At 70.2% G+C, this 21,961-nt stretch carries 20 protein-coding genes; 9 read left to right on the top strand and 11 right to left on the bottom strand.

Annotation, left to right across the window (positions count from 1 at the left end; genetic code table 11):
• The first annotated feature begins 320 nt into the window (after positions 1–320).
• Entirely contained in the window at positions 321–1,007 is a 687-nt protein-coding gene (locus F8A92_RS00100; RefSeq protein ID WP_153502556.1) for a LuxR C-terminal-related transcriptional regulator, read from the top strand.
• Positions 1,008–1,034: 27 nt separating this feature from the next.
• On the opposite strand, the gene F8A92_RS00095 is transcribed toward F8A92_RS00100, so the two are convergent.
• The 10 genes from F8A92_RS00095 to F8A92_RS00050 form a co-directional block, all read right to left on the bottom strand.
• Positions 1,035–2,156, bottom strand: a complete 1,122-nt coding sequence (locus F8A92_RS00095) for an acyltransferase family protein (RefSeq protein WP_153502555.1) — start codon at positions 2,154–2,156, stop codon at positions 1,035–1,037.
• On the bottom strand, positions 2,153–2,620 hold the full coding sequence (locus F8A92_RS00090) for an SRPBCC family protein (RefSeq protein WP_153502554.1): 468 nt from the start codon (positions 2,618–2,620) through the stop codon (positions 2,153–2,155). The genes F8A92_RS00095 and F8A92_RS00090 overlap by 4 nt, the downstream gene beginning before the upstream one ends.
• Before the next feature lie 115 nt (positions 2,621–2,735).
• Positions 2,736–3,926, bottom strand: coding sequence for an MFS transporter (locus F8A92_RS00085; RefSeq protein ID WP_153502553.1), 1,191 nt, complete (start codon positions 3,924–3,926; stop codon positions 2,736–2,738).
• A 180-nt stretch (positions 3,927–4,106) separates the two neighbouring features.
• Positions 4,107–4,928 (bottom strand): anti-sigma factor, encoded by an 822-nt coding sequence (locus tag F8A92_RS00080; protein WP_153502552.1) that lies wholly within the window; start codon positions 4,926–4,928, stop codon positions 4,107–4,109.
• On the bottom strand, positions 4,925–5,590 hold the full coding sequence (gene sigK / locus F8A92_RS00075; protein ID WP_153502551.1) for an ECF RNA polymerase sigma factor SigK: 666 nt from the start codon (positions 5,588–5,590) through the stop codon (positions 4,925–4,927). Before sigK ends, F8A92_RS00080 begins: the two co-directional genes overlap by 4 nt.
• 22 nt (positions 5,591–5,612) lie before the next feature.
• Positions 5,613–6,284: a fasciclin domain-containing protein gene (locus F8A92_RS00070; protein ID WP_153502550.1), complete on the bottom strand. Its 672-nt coding sequence runs from the start codon at positions 6,282–6,284 to the stop codon at positions 5,613–5,615.
• 113 nt (positions 6,285–6,397) lie between these two features.
• Complete coding sequence (locus F8A92_RS00065; protein ID WP_228389070.1) at positions 6,398–7,954, bottom strand: molybdopterin-dependent oxidoreductase; 1,557 nt, start codon at positions 7,952–7,954, stop codon at positions 6,398–6,400.
• 162 nt (positions 7,955–8,116) lie between these two features.
• On the bottom strand, positions 8,117–9,490 hold the full coding sequence (locus F8A92_RS00060; RefSeq protein ID WP_153502549.1) for an NADP-dependent succinic semialdehyde dehydrogenase: 1,374 nt from the start codon (positions 9,488–9,490) through the stop codon (positions 8,117–8,119).
• Positions 9,491–9,628: 138 nt separating this feature from the next.
• Positions 9,629–11,239, bottom strand: a complete 1,611-nt coding sequence (locus F8A92_RS00055; RefSeq protein WP_228389069.1) for an MFS transporter — start codon at positions 11,237–11,239, stop codon at positions 9,629–9,631.
• A gap of 266 nt (positions 11,240–11,505) precedes the next feature.
• A complete protein-coding gene (locus F8A92_RS00050; RefSeq protein WP_153502547.1) occupies positions 11,506–12,012 on the bottom strand; it encodes a hypothetical protein in 507 nt (168 codons plus the stop codon).
• Between the two features lie 339 nt (positions 12,013–12,351).
• Between F8A92_RS00050 and F8A92_RS00045 the strand changes: the two genes are divergently transcribed.
• Positions 12,352–13,086 (top strand): mycothiol-dependent nitroreductase Rv2466c family protein, encoded by a 735-nt coding sequence (locus tag F8A92_RS00045; RefSeq protein WP_228389068.1) that lies wholly within the window; start codon positions 12,352–12,354, stop codon positions 13,084–13,086.
• A 51-nt stretch (positions 13,087–13,137) separates the two neighbouring features.
• On the opposite strand, the gene F8A92_RS00040 is transcribed toward F8A92_RS00045, so the two are convergent.
• A complete protein-coding gene (locus F8A92_RS00040) occupies positions 13,138–13,473 on the bottom strand; it encodes a DUF1330 domain-containing protein (RefSeq protein WP_153502545.1) in 336 nt (111 codons plus the stop codon).
• Between the two features lie 251 nt (positions 13,474–13,724).
• Here F8A92_RS00040 and F8A92_RS18800 point away from each other — a divergent pair, with 251 nt between their 5' ends.
• The 7 genes from F8A92_RS18800 to F8A92_RS00005 form a co-directional block, all read left to right on the top strand.
• Positions 13,725–14,708, top strand: coding sequence for a helix-turn-helix transcriptional regulator (locus F8A92_RS18800; RefSeq protein ID WP_228389067.1), 984 nt, complete (start codon positions 13,725–13,727; stop codon positions 14,706–14,708).
• 148 nt (positions 14,709–14,856) lie between these two features.
• Entirely contained in the window at positions 14,857–15,693 is an 837-nt protein-coding gene (locus F8A92_RS00030) for an FhaA domain-containing protein (protein ID WP_153502544.1), read from the top strand.
• Positions 15,690–16,178, top strand: coding sequence for an FHA domain-containing protein FhaB/FipA (locus F8A92_RS00025; protein WP_267130027.1), 489 nt, complete (start codon positions 15,690–15,692; stop codon positions 16,176–16,178). Before F8A92_RS00030 ends, F8A92_RS00025 begins: the two co-directional genes overlap by 4 nt.
• Positions 16,175–17,581: a PP2C family protein-serine/threonine phosphatase gene (locus F8A92_RS00020; protein WP_153502543.1), complete on the top strand. Its 1,407-nt coding sequence runs from the start codon at positions 16,175–16,177 to the stop codon at positions 17,579–17,581. Before F8A92_RS00025 ends, F8A92_RS00020 begins: the two co-directional genes overlap by 4 nt.
• Positions 17,582–17,583: 2 nt before the next feature.
• Positions 17,584–19,581, top strand: a complete 1,998-nt coding sequence (locus F8A92_RS00015; protein WP_153502542.1) for an FtsW/RodA/SpoVE family cell cycle protein — start codon at positions 17,584–17,586, stop codon at positions 19,579–19,581.
• Complete coding sequence (locus F8A92_RS00010) at positions 19,578–21,056, top strand: peptidoglycan D,D-transpeptidase FtsI family protein (RefSeq protein WP_153502541.1); 1,479 nt, start codon at positions 19,578–19,580, stop codon at positions 21,054–21,056. The genes F8A92_RS00015 and F8A92_RS00010 overlap by 4 nt, the downstream gene beginning before the upstream one ends.
• Positions 21,056–21,961: protein kinase domain-containing protein (locus F8A92_RS00005; protein ID WP_153502540.1), on the top strand; the 906-nt coding region annotated here is incomplete at its 3' end. The genes F8A92_RS00010 and F8A92_RS00005, both read left to right, overlap by 1 nt.

Genomic DNA, 21,961 nt, shown 5'->3' with positions numbered 1-21,961 from the left:
TCTCGACGTCGCTCCGCCTAGCGGCTTCGCTCGCTCGACGACCGTGAAAGGCAAGGCCGACGCCCCACCACGGTCGTCGAGCGAGGGCGAGGAACGAGCCCGACGTCGAGACGCCGCAACCGTGAAATGGCTGCACGGCTACGGCTGAAATGGCCGCAGGCGACGATGGAAAGGGCGCGACCGGGCGGCGGTGAGCGCGTCGTCCGGCCCACAGGCGCCGGCGGATCCCCGTGAAGGGTGGCGAGCGATGTGACGCTGTTCACAAGTTGCGGAATCGGTGATGCCCGCCAGTGCACAATCAGCGCCAGCAAAGGAGTCCCGTGGTGCAGCACGCGGCGGCACGCATGCTTCATGGAGTGATCTTGGCCAAGCCCACCGCAGTCCTCGTGGACGGCGCCCAGTTGATCCGGATCGCATTTCCCAGCCTGATGCGACGGCTCGACGTGCGTGGCACCTTCGAGACGGCCGACGCCCTGATCGAGGCGCAGCAGCGCGCCGACGTCACCGTCCTCGAGCTGCACGGTCCCATGGAGCTGCGCGCGGGCGTGACAGCGCTGCGGTCGCTCGTCGCGGCCCGCTACACCGTCTGCGTGTACACGTCGGAGAGCAGTCCCTTCGTGCATGCCGCCTGCCTGGCCTCAGGAGCGGCGGGTGTCGTCTCCAAGACCGCCACGATCGACCTCGCGCAAAGCGCGTTCCTCGAGGTCGCCGGCGGCGCCATCGAGTTTCCCCCCGGACTGCTCATGCGGCTTCAGCTGCTCGGTGAACGTGATGGACTGCGGGTGCTCTCACCGCGCGAGCGCGAGATCCTCGCGATGCGGGCCACGGGCCTGACCATCTCCGAGATCGCCGCGGTGCTCGAGGAGCCGGAGGCGACGGCAACCAGAGAATGGCGCGCCATCACCCTGGTGCTCCGCGATTTCCTGGCCTGCGCCTCTCTGGACATGGCCGCCCGCCTTCTCGACCTGGACTGCGCGGACCCTCCCGACCTGTGGCCCAGCCGCTGACCGGTCGGCGGCCTCCGGCGACCTCGGCTACAGCACTCGACGCACGCCAGGCAGTCTGCTCAGGGCATACCCGACGGTGAAGCACACCGGGATCGCGATGACCGAGACGATCACGAACTTGAGCTGGGCGCCCAGCGGTACGGTGCGCATGGCCAGCATTACGCAGACGAGTACCACCGGGTGCAGCAGATAGGCGGCGTACGAGCCTCGACCGGCCTTGATCATCAGCGAACCGTGGGTCGGCCAGCGGCGGCGCATCCAGGCCACGCACCACAACGTGAACGCGATCGAGACGATGCCGTAGAGACTGGCGAAGGCGATACTGACCCAGGTGAAGCCACCGAGCGCCGAGTCCAACTGATCGCGGGCCCCTGTGTAGTACACGAGCACCAGCGTGAGGACCGAACCAGCCGCCGCGACCTCGCCCAGCCGGTGCTCGCTCGGCGCGGACAGCCGGCCGTCGCAACGGGCCTCCGCGACCCTCACCCCGAGCGCGAACAGGACCGCAGCCTGTGGCCACGCGCTGAGTCGCACATTCAGCAGATCGGTGTCCAGTAGTGTCGTGAACTGCCAGACGGCCAGTGAGCCGGCGGCGATGAGCGCTCCGGCTATCACGAGCGCTCTGCGATCCGGCGGTGCTCCGGGGTGCGTCAACGGCCGCACGGACCGCACCAGGGCGTAGCCGATCGAGCAGGCCAGCAGCGCCGCGACGAACCACACGATCGAGAACTCGGTGTCTCCCAGGCGGTCGAGGAAGCTCGCGTCGTCCTCGTCCCACAGGTTCCCCAGATAGTCGGCCAAGGGGTTCACGACCATGACGAAGACGACCATCGGCACGCCGAGCCGCACGAGCCGGCCGGCCATGAAGCCGGCCGGTCCCCGGCGAGCCAGCGACCCGACCGAGAACCACCCTGCCACCACGAAGAGCGGCCCGAGACCGAACATGCCACCCATCAGCGCCGGTAGCGCGAACGCGACGGAGGCTACGCCACTGGTGACGCGCTCGTCGTCGTAGTAGTACCCGGCGAAGTCCGTGACATAGGCGGTCGCCGCGTGCACCACGATGACTCCGGAGATCAACGAGACGCGCAGCGTATCCACCCACTGTGCGCGAGCCTGCTCCGTCACCGTGTCGTCAGCCGACGTCATCGAGCGGGGATCGGGCCGTCCTGCTCGGTGCCCGATTCCAGCAGCCTCTTCAGGCCTTGCCAGCAGGCGCGCTCCTGCCGGGAGCCCAGGGCCGAGACCACGGGTGTCGCCAGCCGTGCAGGCCCGCGCAGCGATAGGCTCCAGTCCCATCGCATCCGAGTACCGGTAGCCACCGGCTCGAAGTGCAGTACGCCGTGAACCTCTGGCCCGCGAGCCATCGTGGTCGTCGATGCGAGACGTCGGGGACGCTCGTACGCGGTGAACTCGATCTGCATCCGCACCGGCTGCCGTCGTCCGCGGTGCGCCGCGGCGAACCGAGATCCGACGCCGATCGGTGCGGGCGTCAGAAGCTTCACCCAAAGCATCCTCGGGTTGTAGCTCGGCTCGTTGCGTTCGTCGGCGACATAGTCGAATACCTCTTCGACGGGCCGATCGATGACGATGTCGCCGGTGATCCGCGCCATAAGCCACCTCCTTGCCGCACAGCGTCGAAGTCCAGGTTCCGTGCCGCCGCGACGAGACGGTAGAGCCGAAGGGCCCATGAGCGAACGGGCATCCGTCAGCGTGGTCCGGCCGCCGTCACGCTCGGCGCAGGATCGCCAGCAGCCACCACACGGTCAGCGCGAGCGCCAGGCACCCGAAGATGAGCACGGCTGCCGGCGTCCCGATGAGATTGCCGAGCAGCCCGATCCCCATGATCGGGATGCCCGAGCCGCAGTACGACGCCAGGAAATAGGCCGCGAACACGCTCGCGTGATCCGGGCGGTGGGCGGAGAGCTCGTTGACTGCGTTGGTGCTCCCGAGCAGCACCATCCCGATTCCGTATCCGGCGATCAGCGCCGAGCCCAGGATCAGCCAGCCGAGCTGGGCGCGGCCACCGGTCACCAGCGCGATGAGTCCGAGGCAGGTCACGACCAACCCGGCACGCTGCAGTCGCCAGGCGTCCTTGGCGCGCAGCAGCAGCTGGGAGACCCCGGCGCTCACGAACGTCAGCCCGGCCGACGCACCGGCGAGGACCGGGTTGGTGCTGCCGGTCGCCTCGTGGAAGTACGACGGGGCGAGCGCGAGGAACAGCGCCGCCGCGGACCACACGATGAACGAGCTGGCGCACGCCAGCAGGAACGGGCGCCGATCGGCGTCCGGCAGGGTCGGCAGCCGGGGACGCCACCGGACACCGGTGATCCCGAGATCTCGCGGCAGCATCAGGAAGCCGGCTGCCAGCACGGCGAGGGCGACGGCGAGAACGACGAACACCAGCCGGTTGGGCCACGGGAGGTACGCGACGAACACTCCCCCGACGATCGGCCCGACGGCGCATCCCAGAGAGAGCGCGAGGGTGAGCGCGATCGAGGCGCGGCGAGTGTTGCGTTCGGGCTCGAGCGCGACGAACGACGCGGCGATGCCGCCTGTCGCCAGTCCCACGGCGATGCCCTGGACCAGCCGGGCAAGGTACAGCGTCCACGGCGCGTGCGCGAGCGCGAAGATCCCGATGCCCAGCGCGGCGGCGAACCACGCCAGCGCCAACAGCCGCCGGAACCCGATGATGTGGGCCAGCGAGCCGACGAGGACGAGGGTCGGGATCAACGTCCCGGCGTACATGCCGTAGATCGTCGTGACGGTGAACGGCGTGATCCCGTAGATCCGCTCGTACACCGGGTACAGCGCGGACGGCGTGTTCGTCGCCATGTAGAGCACCATCGCGCCGAGGAAGGCCCACACGAACGGTAGCCGGCGGGTCCTGCTGCCGGCCCGGACGGATACTTCGCTCACCTCACGACCGTAGCGCCCCGGGCGCCGCCCGACGCCGGCGCGGGAGGCACTGGACGCGCAACGTTCCCCTAATGCAGCGAGAACGCCGCAACAGGGGAACACTACCGGCGGGTAGCCGGGGACGCGGCGGCTGCCGACCGCGCGCCTCGACGTCCGGCGCTGCGCGCCCGCCGGCCGTCCCTAGAGCTGCATCTGCAGCACCGGCGCGCTCGTCGGCTGCTTCGATCCGCCTGCCGGCTCGTCGGTCACCGCGACTCCGGCCGCCTTCGTGATGGCTCCCGACAGCACGAAACGCTGCCCGGTCCCACCCGTGTGCGGCATGACCCCGGCGTCCATCATCGAGCCGTCCGGCATGACCAGCCACGCCTGGAAGTCGCGGCCCTTGGGCGCGTCGGGCATGTTGTCGCTGGCGATCACGGCCTTGTCCTGGGACGGCGACAGATAGAGCGTCATCGACCATCCCGCGTCCTGATGCCCGAAGCTCGTCACGTCTGACGCACTGATCACGGCTGCGGCGGTGTTCTGCGGAGGGGTGTCCCGTTGCCCGAGCACCACGACCACGGCCACCACCGCGGCCGCGGCGGCCACCACGGCCGCCAACCAGGCAGACGCGCGCGACCGCGCCGAACGACGACGTCGCGCCGCACCGAGCTCGTCGGTCTCCGGCCCACCGGATTCGGCGCTCTTCTCGGCGACGCCGGCGTCGGCACCGGCGACGTCCCGCCGCGCCTCGGCCGCCGTCTCTGCCTGGCCGGCAACGTCGGGGCCGACCGGCGGCAGTGGCCGGACGGTCTTGATCGCGGCCAGCACATCGGCGCGCAGCCGCGCCGGCGGCGCCGTTGCGCTGATGTGGGTCAGCTCGTGGGCCGCGTTGCGCAGCGAGTCGGTCTCTTCCTGCAGGTACGGATCGTCGGCCAGCTGCGGCTCGAAGGCCTCGCGCTCCTCGTCGCTGACCGCATCGGTCGCGTAGGCGCCACTGAGGCGAAGGTCGTTCTCCGTCATCGCGCCACCCCCAATGCATCTCTCAGTCTGATCAGTCCGTCTCGGATACGGGTCTTGGCCGTACCCAGCGGCAGGTCGAGCAAGGCGGCAACCTCGCTGTGCGTGTAGCCGCCGAAGTACGCCAGCTCGAGAGCGGAGCGCTGAAGGTCGGTCAACCCGCGCATCGCCTGGGTCACCCGCTCGCGGTCCAGGCTCCGTTCCACCGCGTCCACCGTCGTGTCGCGCTCGCGCTCGCGGTTCCGCACGTCGTACGCGTCGTCGCGCTGGCGGGCCGCCTCGGACGAACGCACCCGATCGACCGCCCGCCGGTGCGCGACCGTGAGCACCCACGAGATCACCGACCCGCGGCTCGCGTCGTACCGGGCGGACTGCCGCCACACGTCGACGAAGGTCTCCTGCGTGACCTCCTCCGCCTGGGCCGGGTCCCGGACCACGCGGAGTGCCATGCCGTAGACGCGGGCGGACACGAGGTCGTACAGCTCGGCGAAGGCCGCGTCGTCCCCCCGGCTCGAACGCGCCAGCAGCTCGCGAGCGCGCTCGTTCGGGTCGGTCGGCGGCCCTGCCTCTGCCGTGGACACCGCGGGCCGCCCGTCGATGCCGACGACGGACCCGTCGGGGCGCCGGTCGGTGCCCCGCGGGTCGTCGTACGCGCTGTCAGTCATTGACCTGATGATCGCACGGCGGCTAGGCCGGCAGGAGCACCTGATCGATGATGTACACCGTCGCATTGGCCGTCGTCACGTTGCCGCAGACGACCTTGGCCTGGCCGACCATGAAGTCGGTGCCGGACCCCGTGACGGTGATCTTCCCGCCGCCGAGCGTGGTGTGCTCGCCCGCGAGCTGATCCGGGGTGAGCTTGCCCTGCACGACGTGGTTGGTCAGCACCTTGGTCAGCAGGCCGCTGGGATCGGCCATCGCGGCATCCAGCGTCTGCTTAGGCACGGCGGCGAACGCGTCGTTCGTCGGCGCGAACACCGTGATGTCCTTCGCGCTGTTGAGCGTGTCGACCAGATTCGCCTGCTTCACCGCCGCCACCAGCGTCGACAGCGCGGGGTTGTTGCTGGCCGCGGTCGCGACCGGATCCTTCGCCATGCCGTCGAACGAGCCCGCGCCGTCCTTCGGCACCGCGGCGCATCCGGGCCCGAACGGCTGCGCCATCGCGCTCGCCGACGGATCGGACATCGACGCGGACGAGCCCGAGCCCGAGGCCGAGCCGGTGTCGCTCATCGGCTCGGACATCGAGCTGCCACCGCTGCTCGACGTCGCCGGGTCGTTGGTGTCGCTGCTGCAGCCGGCCATCATCAGCGGGAACGCGATCAGGGCCGCTGCGGCGCCTGCGCGGAAAGTCTTCCTCATGCCGTCACCTCTCTTTGGGCGGCCGAAGCCACTCCGTGTTATGGACGCATGGGGTTCGTTCCCGGCACTGGATCGGATTGGTGGATTCCTTGAATATCTGGAATCCATCGGCTTCAGGGTGCAGTAACGACGATGCTCTGCTGACCGGTCGCGCCACTCGGGAAGGGTTCGGCGCGATCGGTGGTCTGGACCTGACCGGTGGCATCGGTCGCGCGCACGGTGAGCGTGTGGGTGCCTTTCGGCGGCGTCCACGGCAGGTACCACTGACGCCAGTAGTCGATGCCGGCGTCCGGGCCCATCGTGGCTTGCTGCCACGGCCCGTCGTCGATGCGCACCTCGACCTTGCTGATCCCTCTGCCCTGCGCCCACGCGACGCCGCCGATGTGCGTCTCACGACCGGCGTTGACCGCGGACAGCGGCTGCGGCGTGTCGATGCGGGACTGGGTCAGGACGGGCGCGTCGGTCACCCAATCGCGTTCGGTCCAGTAGGCGCGCTTGGCGGCGTACGTCGTGGCCGTCAGCTTCGTGACCCACTTGGTCGAGCCCACGAAGCCGTACAGACCCGGGGTCACCAGGCGCACCGGGAACCCGTGCTCGCGCGGCAGCTGCTCGCCGTTCATCCCGAACGCCAGCATCGCCTCGCGGTCGTCGGTGAGCGCCTGGACGGGCGTGGAGATCGTCATCCCGTCGACGTCCTCGCTGAAGATCTGGTCGACGCCGTCCTTGATGCCGACGTCCTTGAGGACGTCGCTGACGCGGACACCCAGCCAGCGCGCTGAGCCGATGTACTCCCCGCCGACGGGGTTGGACACGCAGGTCATCGTGATGTCGCGTTCGATGATCTCGTACTTCTGCAGGTCCTCGAAGCTCAGCGTCTTCGGGTGCTCGACGTCCCCGCCGATCTCCAGCCGCCACGAGCCGGGGTCGATGCTGGGGATCGTGAGCGCGGTGTCGACGCGGTAGAAGTCGGCGCTCGGCGTCCGGAACGGGGATATGCCGTCGATCGGGACGCCCTCCGGCAGCGGAGGGAGCGGCTGCGCGGCCTTGGGCAGCACGACGCGAGCCGCGGTACGTGCGGTGGCGATGATCCACTGCCCCGCGGCGAGCGTCACGGCGCCGACCGCGAGCGCCGCTCCGCCGAGCTGCAGGAACCGCCGCCGGGTGGCGGGGGCGGCATCGGTCGCGTCTCCACGTCGCTCTGCCTCGCTGCTCCGTTCGCTCGACGACCGTGGGGAGACAGCGGCGAGGAGCGGGATGAGCTTGCGGAGCACGACGACCGCCACCACGCCGGTGATCGCAGACGGGACCAGCGACAGGACGGTGGCCACCGGCCGGGTCATCGCGGCGACCGCGCAGACGACCGCGAGAGCTCCCAGGACCACCTCGCCCCACCTCGACGTACGGCGCGAGACGAGCCCCGCGACGACGAACGCCACGAGCGCCACCACGCCCACGACGGTGAGCAGGAAGACCTTGTCGCTCGAGCCGAACGTGTCGATCGCCCACTGCTTGACCGGCTGCGGGGTCAGGTCGACGACGCTCGCGCCCACGGCCAGCACCGGCGCGGACTCGGGCTCGATGGCCGCCGCGGCCAGCTGGCCGACTCCCAGGCCGGCAACGCCGGCTGCGACTCCGGCGAGCGCCCTCGACCACACGTGCATAGTCCCCATGGTCGTCCTTCGACGCCAGGACGCGCACGGATTGGTCGGACGTCGCACGCGTTGGTTCCGCGACCTGCGGCGTAGTTCGGTACCGACACGCCGCAGGGTCCGTACCGGAGTCCGCCGCAGATCGGGGCGACCGCGACTACCGGTCGGGATCCAGGCGCGTGGTCAGGCGATCCACACGGTCTTGAGGTTGCAGAACTCGCGGATGCCGTGCGCGGTGAGCTCGCGTCCGTAGCCGGACCGCTTGATGCCGCCGAAGCCGAGCTCGGGGAACGACGTGGTCATGCCGTTGATGAAGACCTGCCCCGACTCGATCTCGTCGATGAAGCGGTCCTGCTCCGCGGGATCGGTCGTCCAGGCGTTGCCGCCGAGGCCGAACGTCGAGTCGTTCGCGATGGCGATCGCCTCGTCGATGTCCGCGGCCCGGTAGACGGAGGCCACCGGACCGAACGCCTCCGCGGAGTAGAGCTCCATGTCCTTGCTGATGTCGGCGATGACGGTCGGCTCGTAGTACCAGCCCGCCCCGTCGACCCGCTTGCCGCCGGTCAGCACCTTCGCTCCGGCGGACACCGCGCCGTCCACCAGCTTCTCGAGGTCCTCGCGGCCCTGCTCGGTCGCCAGCGGTCCGACGTCCGTCTTGTCGTCCGTGGGGTCGCCGACGGTGAGCGCGCGGAAGCCGTCGACGAACCGGTCGACGAACTCGTCGTACACGTCGGTGTGGATGATGAATCGCTTCGCGGCGATGCACGACTGGCCGTTGTTCTGCACCCGCGCGGTGATCGCGGTCTCGACCGCCTTGGGGATGTCCGCGCTGGGCATCACGATGAACGGATCGCTACCGCCGAGCTCGAGCACCGTGTGCTTCACTTCGTCGCCCGCGATCGCGGCCACCGCACGCCCGGCCGGCTCGCTGCCGGTCAGCGTCGCGGCGACCACCCGCGGGTCGCGCACGATCGCCTCGACGCCGTCCGACGGGATGAGCAACGTCTGGAAGCAGCCCTTGGGGAAACCCGCTCGCTCCAGGACGTCGGAGATGTACAGCGCCGACTGCGGGACGTTCGAGGCGTGCTTGAGGACGCCGACGTTCCCGGCCATCAGCGCCGGGGCGGCGAACCGTACCGTCTGCCACAGCGGGAAGTTCCACGGCATCACGGCAAGCACCACGCCCATCGGCTGGTAGCGCATGTAGGCCTTGCTGGCGCCGACCGCCTCCGCGTCGGCGGGCTCGTCGGCGAGCATCGCGGCGCTGTGCTCGGCGTAGTACCGGAACCCCTTGGCGCACTTGAGCGCCTCCGCCTTGGCCGCCGCCAGCGTCTTGCCCATCTCCTGGGTCATCATCGCGGCGACGTCGTCCGCCTCGGCCTCGAGCAGGTCGGCCGCGGCGCGCAGCCACTGCGCCCGCTGCTCCAGGCTCGTGGTGCGGTAGGAGGAGAAGCAGGTGGCGGCGCGCTCGAGCGCCGCGTCGACCTCGGCTTCGGTCATCGGATCGAACGTCTTGACCGTCTGGCCGGTGGCCGGATTGATGGTGGCGATCGCCATGTCAGTTCCTTTCCGCGGGAGCGTGGGGACCTCTGATCCCCACTGTAGCCAGGCAACGGAAAGCGGGCTTCGGTGCGCGCAGCGGGGAAGTCTCCCCGCCTTGCGCGCCGAAGCCCGCTTTGGGTGCTCAGCTGTGCGCTAGACGGCGTCCGTCGCCGGCGTCCGGCCATCGAGCCGGGCCATCTCCTCGGCCACCAGACGCTCGTGCGCCTCGGCGTCCTGCCGCGCCTTCTTCGGGCTCCACCGACCCCTGAGCAGGAAGATGAACGGCAGGAACAGCAGCTGGCCGGCGAAGGTGACCCACCACCAGGTCTGCCACTGGCCCGGGCTGTCCGCCGCCGCCTTCTGCACCTCGGGGCCGTGCTTGGTGAGGTACTCGACGTCCTTGGGCGGGATCGGGTTCTCGCCCAGGAACTTCAGGTCGGCAACAGCCTCGTCGGGCGTCTTGGCCACCTTGGCCTTGATCAGCTCCTCGACGGCCGCCTTGCCCGCGGCAGGGTCGGCGGGATTGGCCGTGAGGTCCTTCTTCGTCTGATCCGACAGGGCGCCCGCGATCGCCAGCTGCTTGCTGTACTGGGTCGCGATCTCCCCGACCTGCGCGCCCTGCTCCACGAGAACCTTGGTCGCCGGCAGCACCAGGCCGAAGACGATCAGCGACAGCGTGACGACGATGCGGATCGTCCATCCCCACACGGCGAGGCCGGTCGCGGTGGCGGCCGGGTTGCGCTCCTCGACGGTCTCGGTGAACGCCGTCATCCAGGCGGTGTAGGCGATGCCGCCGCCGACGCTGATGACGACCATCAGGATGGCGAACGTCGTGTGGCTGGTCTCCGGGTGCGTCGCCCGCGTCGCCCAGATCGCGGTACCGATCAGCGAGACGAGCGTGCCGAACACCATGAACGGCTTGCGGACGCCGAGCTTGTCGGTGAGGAAGCCGGTCACGACGAGGGACACCGCGTTGAAGATCCAGTAGAAGTTCGCGAGCTTGTTGGCCTCGGCAGGAGTCATGCCGAACAACGTCGCGAAGTACACGACGAAGAAGCCGACGGCGATGTAGTAGAAGAGCAGGAAGATGCTGATCGCGAACGCCGGTCCCACGACCGACGGCGTGAGCATCTGGCGCCAGTGGTTCTTGCTCGCGGCCTCCAGGTCGATGTTCTTCGCCCGCGCCTCGATCAGCACCTTGTCGCGCATGGAGACCATCAACTGATCGCGCAGCCGCGGCGAGAGCTCCCGGAGCGTGAAGAAGGCGAGGACGGCGACGACGAGGCCGATGATGCCGCAGAGGTAGAACTGGAAGCGCCAGTCCGGGTGGCTGGGCAGCGTCGCGCTCGACACGGAGGTGACCACCAGGCTGCCGAGCACGGGACCGAGCGTCCAGAACCCCATCGCCGTACCGCGACCCACCTGCGGGGAGAAGTCGCGGATCAACGCGGGGGTGGCCACCAGGATCATGCCTTCGACCAGGCTGAGGATCGCGAACCACACGGTGTACGTCGTGGCCGACTTCGCGTTGGGCAGCGCGAGCGCGGTCAAGAGCCCGGTCACGATGAGACCGCCGACCACCAGGTTGGCGCGCCCCCACCGGTCGGCGAGGCCGGCGACGAGTGAGGCGAACGCCCCGACCAGGTTGCCGATCACGGAGACCCAGATGAACTGGTTGAAGGTCATCCCGAACGACGTGATGATGTTGGTCGCGACGGCGCCGGGGATGTAGAGCTCGTAGTACAGGATGACGGTGGCGAGCACCGTGACTGCTAGATATAGGTAACGTCGGCCGTTCGGCGGGTAGTGCTCGAGCTGCCGGTTCAGCAACCCTGACCGTGACGGCGCTCTTGTTTCGGAATCAAGAGTTGCTGTCGACATGGCACCTGCTTTCAACGTGATGTGCAGGTCGAGTGACCTGATTCACAAAGCACACCGGTTACGTGACATTCAAGTCAAGTAGTCGACGGGCAACCGTTATCAGCGTCCTCTCAGGTTCGTCAGAAGCTCACCGCGCGGACGCTGGTTGCTCAGCCTGCGAACGCCTGGCACACCCGCCGCGCGGGGGCGCCGCGAAGGAACAGTCCGACGACGAGCACGATCTGCGATCCGTCGTCGAAGGCGACTTCGACCCGGGCGCGTTGGATCATGCGCGGGGCCCGGGCGCAGCGACGCACCCGCGAGCGGTCGACATGCCAAAGGATGCGCTCCGGCCGCAGCTGGCCGCCGACGAGCAGGAGGCGTCGGTCGGTGAGCAGGAGGAACGATGAGCCGCGGTCCGTGAGCGCGTCGCGCAGCGTGTGAGCGAGCGTGCCGGGGGCGCCGGTGAGCGACGTACCGGCGAGCAGGCGGTCGGTCGTGTGCATCTGATGCGCGTCCGGCGTGCCGGTGAGCAGCCGGCCGAGCCGATCCTTGGCCAACCTCTGCCCGACGTCCTCGGCTCCCTGCACGTATGACACGGACTCGAGCACCAGAGGTCGCTCGGTCGGCTCCACTATTTCGGCCAGCTGCTCGCGGTAGGTCTCCGGCATTCCCATGGGGCCATTCTGTCGGGATGCGGTCACGGCGGCCAGGCCGGCGCCAGGCGACCGGCCGCTCCCGCCCCCTCGCGGGTCGCCGCGCCGGCTCGCCGGCCCGTTGTGTTGTTACGACTCGGGGCGACATCGCCCGCACTCGTAACAACACAACCGTCCGGACCTCACCCGTCGGTGAGAGGGCCGCTGATCCAGCGACGCCGCTCGCAGCCGCCGCAGGTTGGTGCACACTGGACGGGTTCTCACCGCCGAGTCGCGGGGCGGACGCACGGCCCTCGGCAGGAACCGTCGCTCGGTCCGCCGTCGAGCGCCGCGCTCGCCCCCTGGATGACAGGAGTGCCCGTGGCCACCGCGAACCTGAGCTTCTACTTCGACCCCGTGTGCCCGTTCGCGTGGATGACCAGCAAGTGGGTCCGGACCGTCGCGGCGCAGCGCGACTACGACGTCGACTGGCGGTTCATCTCGTTGCGGCTCATCAACGCCGGCGTGGACTACGACAGCCACTTCCCGCCGGAGTACGAGGCCGGCCACACCGCGGGCCTGCGGCTGCTGCGCGTCGCCGCGGCTGCGCGCGCGACGGCGGGTCGCGAGGCCGTCGGGCCGCTGTACGCCGCCCTCGGCAAGCGGATCTTCGATTCCGAGCCGATCACCGCGAAGCCCGGCGCCGACGGCCTGGACGTGCGCGGCACCGCGGCGTTCCTCGCACCGGCACTCAGCGAGGCAGGGCTCCCGCCGTCCCTCGCCGACGCCCTCGACGACGACTCGCTCGACGCGGCGCTCCGGGCGGAGACCGACGAGGCGCTCGCGCTCACGGGCAAGGACGTCGGGACGCCGATCATCCACGTCGACCCGCCCGACGGGGTCGCGTTCTTCGGCCCCGTGATCAGCCGGCTGCCCAGCGAGCAGGACGCCGTCGAGCTGTGGGAGCACGTGCTCGGCCTCGCCCGCTTCCCGGGGTTCGCCGAGCTCAAGCGCAGCCTGCGCGAACGGCCGCAGCTGCGCGGTCTCGGGGTGCGCGCGGACGAGAGCGGCAAGGTGGAGGACTGGCACGGCGGCAGCCGGCGCACCAAGACGTAGCCCAGCCGCGCCAAGACGTAGCCCAGCCGTCCCAAGACGTGGCGCAGCCGGCTATGCGCCGTCCCGCAGGATCGGGCGAAGGTCCTCGAGCTTGTCGTACAGGTGCCAGACGTAGTTGCCGCCACCGGCCTCCCGGTGCGGGTGCAGGTCCTCGAGCCGGGGATCGCTGTTGTACCCGTCGAAGGCTTCCTTCGACTCCCACTCCACCAGGATGAGCACCTGGCGGGGCGCGATGTCGCCGGTCACCGCCTCGCGGAACTTGCCCAGCGCGATCACCTTGCCGCCGTGCTGGGCCACGGCCTCGGCCGAGCGGCGCGAGTAGGCGAGGTATTCGTCGCGGTCGCGGACGTCGAACAGGTTGAGGGCGTACACCGGCGCGTTGGTCATGCCCCGAGCCTCGCACACCCCGCGCCCGGCGCGGACGCGCCGCGGGATGTTGGATGCCCGGCGACCTCGCGGGGGACGGGGGGATGGCCGCCGGGCATCCGAAAGCACGGTACTGATGGTCCGGCGCCGGCGACGAGTCATCGACGCCGCCGGTCGGTCGAGCGGTTCGCAATAGGGACGTTTTCTGCGTACCGTGAACGGCGGTACGGTCCCGGGTCTGAAGACCCGACCGAGTTCGCTGGAGGCTCCTCATGACTGCCCAGGCCGGCGACCGGCTTCCTGTCCAGCGCTGCTCCTTCTTCTCGCAGGACGAGGGCGAGGTCACCGAGTTCATTCGCGAGATGTACGTCGACAACCGTTCGCGGTTCCTGCGCATCGGCGAACGCGCCCAGTTCGGTGCCTCGGTCACCGAGATCGGCCAGGTCGCCACCGGGCGCATCCGCTCCACCGTCGACTATGCCGCCGACACCGAGCCGTTCGACTACTTCCTCGCGCTCGCCGTGCACCATGGTCACCTCCGGGTGCGCTCCGGCAAGCAGGAGCTGACCATCAAGGCCGGCGATCTGTCGTACTACCCGATCGGGGTGCCGCTTCACATCGACCTCATCGACGTCGGCGGCCGTACGCTTCGGCTGCCGATGAGCCTGCTGGGCCAGGTGGCCGAGGAGACCACCGGCATCCCCGCGGCCTGTCTGCGGTTCGAGGGCAGCAGGCCGGTCTCCGCCGCTCGGCGCCGCTACTGGAAGGGGGTGCTCAACCTGGTCACCGGCGCCATGTCGGACGCCGACACGCCGCTCGCCGCGCCGCTGATGGCCGACCAGATGCAGCGGCTCGCCGCGGTGGCGGCGCTGCACACCTTCCCCAACAGCGCCCTGGCACACCAAGAGCAGCCGCGCCCGGTGCTGATGAAGCCGGCCGCGCTGCGGCGCGCCGTCGCCTACATCGAGAGCCATGCCGCGGAGCCGATCAGCCTCACCGACCTCGCCGCGGTCGCACAGACCAGCCCGCGAGCGCTGCAGTACGCGTTCCGATCGCACTACCAGACGACCCCGCTGGGCTACCTGCGACGCGTCCGCCTCGAGCACGCGCACCGCGACCTGCAGGCCGCCGACCCCGGCGCCGGGCACACCGTCGCGGCGATAGCCGCCAGGTGGGGATTCCTGAACCCCGGCCGGTTCGCCGCGCTCTACCGCGACACCTACGGGACGCCGCCGAATCTCACGCTGAAGCACTGACCCGCGTGTGCGCCTGCGCACCGGCATCCCGCTTCGTTACGGCACTGCTACGCCTGGCGGCCTAGGTTATGACGCTCACCCGGATACGATGGCTGGCGTACTGTGCCCGAGCCCCGGCCACCCGCGACGTCGAAGGAGGACCCACCCGATGGGAGTCTTCTCGCGTCTCGAGCGCAAGCTCGAGCACGGGGTCGGCAGTGCGTTCGCCCGCATGTTCAAGGGCAAGGTCCATCCCGCGGAGATCGCGCGAGCGCTGCAGCAGGACGCCGACGACAACGCCACGGAAGTCGCGAAGGGCCGCACGCTCGTACCGAACCGCTACACCGTGCGGCTCGGCGAGACCGACTACGCCCACCTCATGGAGTGGGAGAAGCAGCTCACCCGCAGCCTCGCCGACATCTGCCGCGAGCACTTCACCAACGAGGGCTACTCGACGTACGGCGCGGTGAAGGTCTCCTTCGCGCGGGACGACGAGCTGCGTACCGGCGTGTTCGAGATCGAGTCGGGGGTCGACGACGCCGAGCCCAGCGTGCCGCTGCGGCATTACCAGGACGAGCTCGCCGCCCGCGCCCCGCAGGCGAGGCTGCGCAGCACCCAGCACTTCCCGTCCGTTCCGCCCCCCGCGCCTCGCGCGGCCGCCGGGGCGGTGCCGCCACCGGCTCAGCGCCGGGCGCCGGCGCGGCCGGCGTACCGCCACCTCGTCGTCGTCGACGCGACCCGCGACCGGCTGCCGCTCCGCGACGGGCGCAACGTGATCGGGCGCGGCTCGACCGCCGACATCCGCATCACCGACAACGGCATCTCCCGCGAGCACGCGGAGATCGTGACCAACGGCGTACTCGCGACGCTCACCGACCTGAACTCGACCAACGGGACGATGGTCAACGGCAACCGGGTCGACCGGGCCGCCCTGCGGCACGGCGACGTGATCCGCGTGGGACGCAGCGTTCTCGTCTACCGCTACGAGCCGGAGGGGCCACGGTGACCCCGGCCATCATCATCCAGATCATGCGTTTCGGGTTCCTCGCCCTGCTGTGGCTGTTCCTGTACTTCATCTTCCGGCTGATCCGCGCCGATCTGTCCGGCGCGCGGCCGCGCTCGATCGCGCAGGCCCCGCCTCGCAACCCCGCCAGGTCCGTGGCCGCCCGGCCGCAGCCCGGCATGCCGCGCCGCCACCTCCCGCAGCAGCTGGTGGTGACGGCCGGGTCGCTCGTCGGCACCCGCATCAACCTCGGCAGCACCCCGATCCTCATCGGCCGCGCAGACGACTCCACCCTGGTGCTCACCGACGACTTCGCGAGCTCCCGTCACGCGCGGCTGACCAGGCGCAGCGACGGTGAGTGGCTGGTGGAGGACCTGGGGTCGACCAACGGCACGTACCTCGACCGGCAGCGCGTCTCCTCTCCCCTGCACGTACCGCTCGGCGTCCCCATCCGCATCGGCAAGACCGTCCTCGAGCTGCGCGCATGACGATGTACCTGCGGTACGCCGCCCGGTCCGATCGGGGCCTGGTGCGCACCAACAACCAGGACTCCGTGTTCGCCGGCCCCCGGTTGCTCGCCGTCGCCGACGGAATGGGCGGTCACGTCGGCGGCGAGATCGCGAGCAAGGTCGTGATCGCGGCCATCGAGTACCTCGACGAGGACGACCCCGGCGGCGACATGCTGGAGGCGCTGCGCGACGGCGTCGACTCCGGCAACCAGCACCTGCGCGAGATGGTGGAGGAGCAGCCGGAGCTCGACGGCATGGGCACGACGCTCACCGCGATGCTCTTCAACGGCAAGCGCATCGGCCTCTGCCACGTCGGCGACAGCCGCGCCTACGTGTTCCGCGACGACGTGCTCCACCAGATCACCCACGACGACACCTTCGTGCAGGCGCTCATCGACGAGGGCCGCATCACCTCCGCCGAGGCCAGCGTGCATCCGCAGCGGTCGGTGATCCTGCGGGCGCTCAACGGCGTGGACGTCGATCCCGACCTGTCGATGCGCGAAGGACGCGCCGGTGACCGCTACCTGCTGTGCAGCGACGGGCTCTCGAGCTTCGTGTCGGCCGAGCGCATCGAGAAGGTGCTGCGGACCTCAGCCACCCCGGCGCAGGCGGCCGACGCGTTGATCGACTTCGCGCTGCGCGCCGGCGGTCCGGACAACATCACCGTCATCGTCGCGGACCTGCTCGACGACGATGCCACCGACTCGGTGGACGGCGAGCCCGTCGTCGACGGCGCGGCCGGCGGCAACCGGGGCCAGCGGGAAGCTCGCGCCGACAGCCCGGCCGCCCGCGCGGCGCTTCTCGGCAAGCGGGACGAGCCGGTCGAGGAGGACGTGAGCGCGACGCACGCCGGCGCGCCCGAGCCGTCGCGCCGCAAGAAGCGCTGGTGGGTGCTGCTGGCCGCCGTCCTGCTCCTCGTGGCCGGCGGCATCGCGGCCAACGCGTACGTCGGCTCCCGGTACTTCGTCGGCGTCGACGGCAACGACGTGGTGATCTACAACGGCGTCAACACCGCCATCGGGCCGGTGAAGCTCTACTCGCTCGCCGAGCGCAGCGAGTACAAGCTCACCGACCTGGAGCAGGCCACCCGCGTGGACGTCAAGAACGGCGTCGAGGCCGGGTCCCTGGCCAAGGCGCGGGAGATCGTCGGTCGGCTCAAGGACCGCTTGCTGCCGTACTGCCCCGAGGATCCGGCGCCGTCGAGCACACCGCCGCCCGGTGCGCCCGCCACGCCGACCACCGACGGCTCGGCGCCCACCACCGACGGCGCGACGTCGCCGGGCTCCGCGGCCCCGGGGGCGACCAGTGCCCCGACCGACGGATCACCGGCCGCCTCCAGCAGCGCCGCGGCACAGCCCGACAACTGCCGGCCGAGGCCCTGAGCATGACGGCCGCCACCGCTTCCCCCCGGATCGCGCCGCCGGCACCCGAGCTGCCCAAGCGCCGCGGTGCCGAGCTCGCGATGCTCGCCTTCGTCACCGTCATCGTCATCGCCGCGCAGGTCGCCGCCGACCTCGCGCAGAGCGACTCGATCGACTCCCAGCTGCTGTACTACGCCCTCGGCTTCATGGGCGTCTGGGGTGTAGCACACCTGGCCGTGCGGTTCACCGCGCCGTACGCCGACCCCGTGCTGCTGCCGTCGGTCGCGCTGCTGAACGGCCTCGGCCTGGTGATGATCCGCCGCCTGGACCACACCGAGCGGGAGTACGCCAAGAGCGAGGGCCTGCCGGATCCCGGCGCCACCGCCAACTCGCAGATCGCCTGGATGATCCTCGGCGTCCTGCTGTTCATCGTCGTCCTCGCGGTGTACCGCGACCACCGCACGCTGGGCCGGTTCACCTTCACCCTCGGCTTCGCCGGTCTGCTCCTGCTGGCGCTGCCGGCTGTGCTGCCCAGCGTGATCGCGCCGACGATCAACGGCGCGAAGATCTGGATCCGGGTGGCGGGCTTCTCGCTCCAGCCGGGCGAGCTGGCCAAGGTGGCCCTGCTGATCAGCTTCGCGGGCTACCTGGTCGCCAAGCGCGACGTGCTGTCCCTGGCCAGCCGCAAGGTGCTCGGCCTGGAGTTCCCGCGGATGCGGGATCTGGGCCCGATCGTCGTCATCTGGATCTTCAGCCTGCTGGTGCTGATGTTCGAGAAGGACCTCGGCTCGTCGTTGCTGTTCTTCGGCATCTTCGTGGCGCTGCTGTACATCGCAACCGAGAAGTTCTCGTGGGTCGTCATCGGCCTCGCGCTGTTCCTCGGGGGCGCGACGCTGGCCTACCAGCTGTTCGGGCACGTCCAGCAACGCGTCACGGCCTGGCTCGACCCGTTCGGCTCCGGCGACGCCGGGTACCAGCTGCGCCAGGCGATGTTCGGCTTCGGCACCGGCGGCATGTTCGGCACCGGATGGGGCAACGGGCACCCCGAGAAGGTGCCGCTGCCGAAGTCCGACTTCATCACCGCGGCGCTCGGCGAGGAGCTCGGCCTGGTCGGCATCTGCGCGGTGCTGGTGCTGTACGTCGTGATCGTCGAGCGCGGCTTCCGCACCTCGCTGCTGGTGCGCGACTCCTTCGGCACGCTGCTGGCCGCCGGCCTCGCGTTCTCCATCGGGCTGCAGGTGTTCGTCATCGTCGGCGGCGTCACCGGCCTGATCCCGCTGACCGGCCTCACCACGCCGTTCCTGTCGGCCGGCGGCTCGTCGCTGATCGCGAACTTCGCGCTGATCGCCCTGCTGATGCGCATCTCGGACGCCGCGCGACGGCCCGCCGTACGCCCCAAGCCCGCGGCGGCGATCAGCGAGCAGACGATGCAGCTGGCCAAGGTGGACGCCGGCAAGATCGGGACCCACCGCCAGCAGCGGGCGCGCGCCGCGAAACGTCACCTGGACGCGTTCGCCGGCGACCCTTCCGACGAGCTCGGCGCCCGCGCCGCGGCGATCGGCGCCGCCAACGCGCGGTCCGCGCCGCAGGCGGTCATCGACGAGGCCACCGCCATCACCGACGCCGCCACCCAGCACGCCGCCGAACGCGCCGCCGCAGACGGCCAGAAGCCGGCGTCGGAGCGGCCCGGAACCGACACCCGAGACGAGGCGGCGACCGAGCGGCCCGGAGCGGACGCCCGAGACGAGGCGGCGGCGGAGCGCCCCGGAACCGACACCCGAGACGAGGCGGCGGCGGAGCGGCCCGGAGCGAGGCTGGATGGGTCTGGCGGGAGCACCCGACAGGCGAAGGAGGCCGACGTGGGAACGCGCGGGTCGGGTGCGGATGGGGGCCGAGCGGAGGGCCGCTCCGGCGCCGCCAACCGAGCCACCGACCGCGCACATAATGGCCACGACGACCTCCCGATGACCCCCGGCAACTGGCTCGACCAGCGGCCCCGGCGACCGGAGGACGAGCGATGAAGAAGCCCGTCCGCAAGCTCGCGCTGTTCACCGTGATCCTGTTCGCGGCGCTGTTCATCAACTTCAACTACCTGCAGGTGGTCCGCAGCGAGTCGCTGCAGAAGGACCCGGGCAACACCCGGGTGCTGCTGAACGAGTACCAGAACCAGCGTGGCTCGATCGTCGTCGCCGGCAACCCGATCGCGGTGTCCGAGCCGACCAGCGACAAGCTGAAGTATCTACGCACCTACCCCGGCGGGCCGGCGTACGCCGCGGTCAGCGGCTACTACTCGATCGTGTACGGCACGTCGGGGGTCGAGAAGTACGAGAACGAGGTGCTCGCCGGGACCGACGACCGGCTCGTCGGCAACAACATCTCCGACCTGTTCTCGGGGCGCGACCCCAAGGGCGGGAACGTCGTGCTGACGATCAACCCGGCGGCCCAGGAGGCGGCGTTCAAGGCGCTGTCGGAGGTGACCGTGGGAGGCGCGCCGGCGGTCGGCGGCGTGGTGGCCATCGACCCGAAGACCGGGGCCATCCTGGCGCTGGCGAGCACGCCGTCGTACGACCCGGCCAAGCTGTCGACGCACAAGCCGTCGGAGATCCGCGACTACGCGCAGTCGCTGTCCGACCAGCCGACGGATCCGCGCAGCAACCAGGCGATCGCCGAGAACTACCCGCCGGGCTCGATCTTCAAGATCATCGACACCGCGGCGGCGCTCGAGAACGGCGTGAAGCCGGACGACCAGCTCCCCGCGCCGGACGCGTACAAGCTCCCGGGCACGCAGACCACGCTGAAGAACTACAACGGCGAATCGTGCACCTCGAGCGGCACCGACACGCTGCTGCACTCGTTCACGATCTCGTGCAACACAACGTTCGCCCAGCTGGCCGTGGACAAGCTCGGCGAGGACAAGATCCGGTCGATGGCCGAGAAGTTCGGCGTCACCGACGAGGCCTGGGAGATGCCGTTGCGCGTCTCCGGCAGCAAGCTCGGCGACATCATCGACAACGCGGCGCTCGCGCAGACCGCGATCGGGCAGCGGGACGTGCGCTTCACGGTGATGCAGGGCGCGATGCTGGCGGCCTGCATCGCCAACGACGGGCAGCTGATGAAGCCGTACCTGGTCGCCGAGACGCAGGCCCCCGACCTGTCGGTGCTCGACAAGACGGCGCCGGAGCAGTTCGGTCCGCGGGCCGTCTCCAAGGAAATCTCGGACGAGATCAAGACGATGATGCTCAGCGTGGTACAGAAGGGTTCGGGCAAGAAGGCCCAGGTCCCGGGCGTGGACGTCGCGGGCAAGACCGGCACCGCGCAGGTCGCCGAGGGCGTCAACGACCACACCTGGTTCACCGGCTTCGCTCCCGCCGATGACCCTAAGATCGCGGTAGCGGTGTTCATCAAGAACGGTGGCGGCACCGGCGGCGAGATGTCGGCCCCGATCGCGGCCGACGTCATCAAGGCCTACCTGAGCAGCCTGAAGGGCGGTGGCTGATGAGCATCAAGCCCGGCATCCGCCTGGGCGACCGCTACCAGCTGCTGAGCCCGATCGCGACCGGCGGCATGGGACAGGTGTGGCGCGCCGAGGACACCACCTTGCACCGCGTCGTCGCGGCGAAGATCCTGCGCAGCGAGTTCACCGGCGACGAGACGTTCCTGGCCCGGTTCCGCGCCGAGGCCCGCAACACCGCGTCGCTGTCGCACCCGAACATCGCCAGCGTGTACGACTACGGCGAGCAGGTGCACGACTCCGAGCGGCTGTGCTACCTGGTCATGGAGCTCGTCGAGGGCAAGCCGCTGGTCGACATCCTGGCCGCGGAGCGCCGGCTGTCCCCGTCGCGCACCCTCGACTACCTCGAGCAGACGGCGCTGGGGCTGGCCGCGGCGCACCGCGAGGGCATGGTCCACCGGGACATCAAGCCCGGCAACCTGATCATCCGGCCGGACGGCGTCCTGAAGATCACCGACTTTGGCATCGCGCGAGCGGCCAACGCGGTGGCGCTCACCGACCAGGGCACGGTGGTCGGGACGGCGCAGTACCTCGCGCCGGAGCAGGCGGAGGGCAATCCAGCGCGACCGGCGTCCGACGTGTACGCGCTCGGCGTCGTGGGCTACGAGTGCCTCGCCGGCGTACGGCCGTTCGACGGCGACAACTCGGTCGCGATCGCGCTCGCGCAAATCCGTGAGATGCCGCGGCCGCTGCCGGCCGACGTACCGGCCCCGACCCGCGCGCTCATCGAGCTGACGCTTCGCAAGAACCCCGACGCCCGCTACCAGGACGGTGCGGGGTTCGTCGCCGCGATGAAGGCCGTGCGGGCGGGCGGGATGCCGACGCCGCCGCCGAGCGGCCCGGCCGTGACGCCGGCGCCGCCGCGCCAACTGCCCGGGGCGCCGCGCATG

Origin of the sequence: Cumulibacter manganitolerans (assembly GCF_009602465.1) — a bacterium.
Taxonomy (GTDB): domain Bacteria; phylum Actinomycetota; class Actinomycetes; order Mycobacteriales; family Antricoccaceae; genus Cumulibacter; species Cumulibacter manganitolerans.
Note: the sequence above shows the minus strand (reverse complement) of the source record. Positions and strands in the feature narration are given on the sequence as shown.